The organism is Streptomyces hainanensis, assembly GCF_004348415.1.
Taxonomy (GTDB): Bacteria; Actinomycetota; Actinomycetes; order Streptomycetales; family Streptomycetaceae; genus Streptomyces; species Streptomyces hainanensis.
Genome location: NZ_SMKI01000609.1, coordinates 1 through 3,832 on the forward strand (window position 1 = coordinate 1; position 3,832 = coordinate 3,832).

General features: G+C 69.5%; 2 protein-coding genes. One reads left to right on the forward strand and one right to left on the reverse strand.

Features of this window, described 5'->3' with window-relative positions; translation table 11 throughout:
- Positions 1-1,387 (reverse strand): glycoside hydrolase family 48 protein (locus E1283_RS33405; protein WP_207930635.1); only part of this gene is annotated, 1,387 nt, incomplete at its 3' end.
- Positions 1,388-1,794: 407 nt separating this feature from the next.
- On the opposite strand from E1283_RS33405, the gene E1283_RS33410 reads away from it, so the two are divergent.
- The gene (locus E1283_RS33410; protein ID WP_132821919.1) at positions 1,795-3,531 is read left to right on the forward strand and encodes a glycoside hydrolase family 6 protein; all 1,737 of its coding nucleotides are present in this window, start codon (positions 1,795-1,797) and stop codon (positions 3,529-3,531) included.
- Positions 3,532-3,832: the final 301 nt, after the last annotated feature.

A 3,832-nucleotide genomic window follows, 5' to 3' on the forward strand; every position in this document is an offset into this window, starting at 1 on the left:
TGGGCCCGCCGTAGGAGAAGTCCTCGCACGAGGGCTGGGGCACGGTCTCCCAGGTGGACTCCTGCGGACCGCGCTGGAAGGTGTTGATGAAGGTCGGGTCGCCCGAGTTCCCGCCGCACACGTCGCCGTAGCCGTAGACGTCGTCCACGTCCTGGATCCAGTGCATCCCATAGATGTCACTCGTCCCGTACGACGACCGCAACTCCGCCGCCAACGGGTCCGAACCCACCGAGATGTTGGGATCCAACCGAGCCGGATAATCCGCCGGGTTGGTCGACTCCGGCGCGTACGTCGCCGGCGACGACGCGTTGTAGAAACTGGTCGTCGGCTGCTCACTCGCCTCGGGGATCATCCACTCCTCCATGATTCCCCAGGCGTTGTTGAACGGGCCCCAGTCGCTGGTCACGCGGCCGTACTGGGCCTCCAGCCAGATCAGGTAGGAGTAGGCCTCGGACGTGGTCTCGTGACCGTGGTCCGGCGCCTCCACCAGCAGCGTCTCCACCGAGTGGTACGGAATCCCCTCGTCGGAGAAGTACCCGTTCGCCGGATCCTTGATCTCCCGGTAGAGATCGAGGAACCGCTGCTCGTACTCGCCGTCGGCCTGGCCCAGCTGGGTCGCGGTGACGGTGGCCGGGGTGTGGCCCGGGGCGGACGCCGTGAACACCGCGGAGCCGCTGCCGGTGGCCGCGGCGGCGATCGTGATGTTCTGCGTGATGTTCCAGTTGGCCGGCGTGAACGTCCTGGACGACGCGCCCGAGACGCTCAGCCCGGTGTTGCCGCTGGTCCTGGCGACGCTCACCGTGACGTTCGAGGTGGGCTGGGTGTTCAGCCGGATCCCGAAGGTCGAGGACTGGCCGGGCTGGATGGCCAACGAGGTGGGCGTGGCGACGACCGCCGCCTGCTCGACCGGGTCCTCGCCGCACACCGTGCCGTTCAGCGTGAAGGTGGTGGGCGCGCTGTTGCTGCCCGAGTAGCTGAAGTTGGCGCCGGCCGACGTCGAACCGCCGCCCGGGATGGTGCCGTTGAAGCTCTCGTTGGTCACCGTCACCGTCTGGCCCGACTGCGACCAGCGGCCGTTCCAGCCCTGCTGGAGCCGCTGGTTGCCGGAGTACGCGTACGACAGCGTCCAGCCGTTGATGGCCGCTGTCGTCTCGTTGTGGATGGTGACGTTGGCCGTGAAGCCCGAACCCCAGTCGTTGGCCGAGTAGTCGACGCTACAGGTGGCGGCCGCGGCCTGGACGTCGGGGGTGTTGCCGAGGCCGGCCGTCAAGGCCAGCGGCAGCGCCAGCGCGACCAGTGCCGCCAGGCGCCCGCGCCGGGCGGCGCGCCGGCGTCGGACCTCGGATGGGGGCGGCGCCCCCGCTGGTGCTCGTCTGCGAACCCGCATGACAGCAGTCCCTCCTTGCGGCTCGTCGGGGGGTGAGGACGGTGCCTGGTGCCGGTGGTCGCGGTGAGGCGAGAGCGAAGCCGAGTGGGTGGCTCTGTGAAGGCCTCAACTTCAGGAAAGAGTGGGAGCGCTCCCAAGAATGTGACCGCGACGGGTACGCGTCAAGACTTTTGACACCGCGAGGTGTGGAGGAGGTAACTTCCTTGTTGTTGCTGGGGACTCTGGTCATGAGCCCGACACATTTCTTGAACAGAACTCTGGCGAACCGGGGAGTTGGCCGCTACCTTCCCTTCAAAGAGTGGGAGCGCTTCCAAAGGATCGGACGCCGCGGACGGATGTCATACCGGTCGCTGTGACACCTGGTACACGCGCGGCATCGGACACCTGCAACCACCGAAAGGAACTCCATGAGCCGCACCAACCCCCCACCCCGTCGCAGACGCGGCGCCCTGTTCACGGCGGGCGTGCTCGCCGCCACGGCGCTGGGCACCGGCGGCCTGATGCAGGGGACGGCGTCGGCCGCCGCCTTCGCCTGCTCCGTCAACTACTCCGCCAATGACTGGGGTTCTGGCTTCACGGCCAACGTCACCATCAACAACGTGGGGGACACCGCCACCACCAACTGGACCCTCGCCTACGCCTACTCCGGCAACCAGCGACTCCAGTCCGGCTGGAACGGCACCTGGTCGCAGTCCGGGCAGAACGTCACGGTCCGCGACGCCGGCTGGAACGCCCGCATCGCGGCCGGCAGCTCGGTGACGGCGTCCGCCAACTTCAACTACTCGGGCACCAACGCGGCCCCGACCAGCTTCTCCGTCAACGGCATCGCCTGCAACGGCAACCCGGGTGGCCCCGGCGACCCGGGCGGTCCCGGCGACCCGGGCACGCCGGGCGACCGCGTGGACAACCCGTACGTCGGCGCCGACGTGTACGTGAACCCCGAGTGGTCGGCCCGCGCGGCCGCCGAGCCGGGCGGCAACCGGATCGCCAACCAGCCCACCGGCGTCTGGATGGACCGGATCGCGGCCATCAACGGCGTCAACGGCGGCATGGGCCTGCGGGACCACCTGGACGAGGCGGTCGACCAGGCCGGCGGCGACGACCTCGTGTTCCAGGTCGTGATCTACAACCTGCCGGGCCGCGACTGCGCGGCGCTCGCCTCCAACGGCGAGCTGGGCCCGACGGAGATCAACCGCTACAAGACCGAGTACATCGACGTCATCGCCGACATCCTCGCCGACCCGGCCTACGCCGACCTGCGGATCGTCACGGTGATCGAGATCGACTCGCTGCCGAACCTCGTCACCAACATCAGCCCGCGTGCCACCGCCACGCCGCAGTGCGACACCATGCTGGCGAACGGCAACTACGTCGAGGGCGTCTCGTACGCGCTCTCGGAGCTCGGCGCCGTCCCGAACGTCTACAACTACATCGACGCCGGCCACTACGGCTGGATCGGCTGGGACGACAACTTCGGCCCGTCGGCCGACCTCTTCTACCAGACCGCCACCCACGGGCAGGCCACGGTCGACGACGTGCACGGCTTCATCGTCAACACGGCCAACTACGGCCCGACCACCGAGCCGTACTACACGATCAACGACTCGGTCAACGGGACGTCGGTCCGGCAGTCGAGCTGGGTGGACTGGAACCGCTACGTCGACAACCAGTCCTTCGCCCAGGGCTTCCGGCAGGAGCTGGTCGGCAACGGGTTCCGGTCCGGGATCGGCATGCTGATCGACACCTCGCGCAACGGCTGGGGTGGCTCCGACCGGCCGTCAGGACCTGGTCCGCGCACCGACGTGAACGCCTACGTCGACGGCAGCAGGCTCGACGGCCGCCTCAACACCGGCAACTGGTGCAACCAGTCCGGTGCCGGCCTCGGCGCCCGACCCACGGCGGCTCCGGCCTCCGGGATCGACGCCTACGTCTGGATCAAGCCCCCGGGCGAGTCGGACGGTTCGAGCTCCGCCATCCCGAACGACGAGGGCAAGGGCTTCGACCGGATGTGCGACCCGACCTACCAGGGCAACCCCCGCAACAACAACCACCCGTCCGGCGCGCTCGCCAACGCGCCGATCTCCGGCCACTGGTTCTCCGCCCAGTTCCAGCAGCTGATGACCAACGCCTACCCGCCCCTGTAAGGCGGCGCGGCTGACGACCAACCCCTGAGAGAGGGGCCGGGGCACCCGCCCCGGCCCCTCTTCCCGCTGCCCGGTGTCCCGCTCGCTGTTCCGTCCGCCGTCCGATGTCCGATCCGGCCGGTGCCCGCACCGGCCGGCACGACCGACGGCAGGGTGCGCGGGTCGTCGGGCGTCCCGGCGCCGGCCCCGACGGGGACGACGGTGGTGCCGTTCCGGCCCGCGGCGTCGAGGGGCCCGCAGCCGAAGGCCGCGAGGAGCGCGGCACCAGGGGATGACGTGGCGGGGATGCGCACGGGGGGTC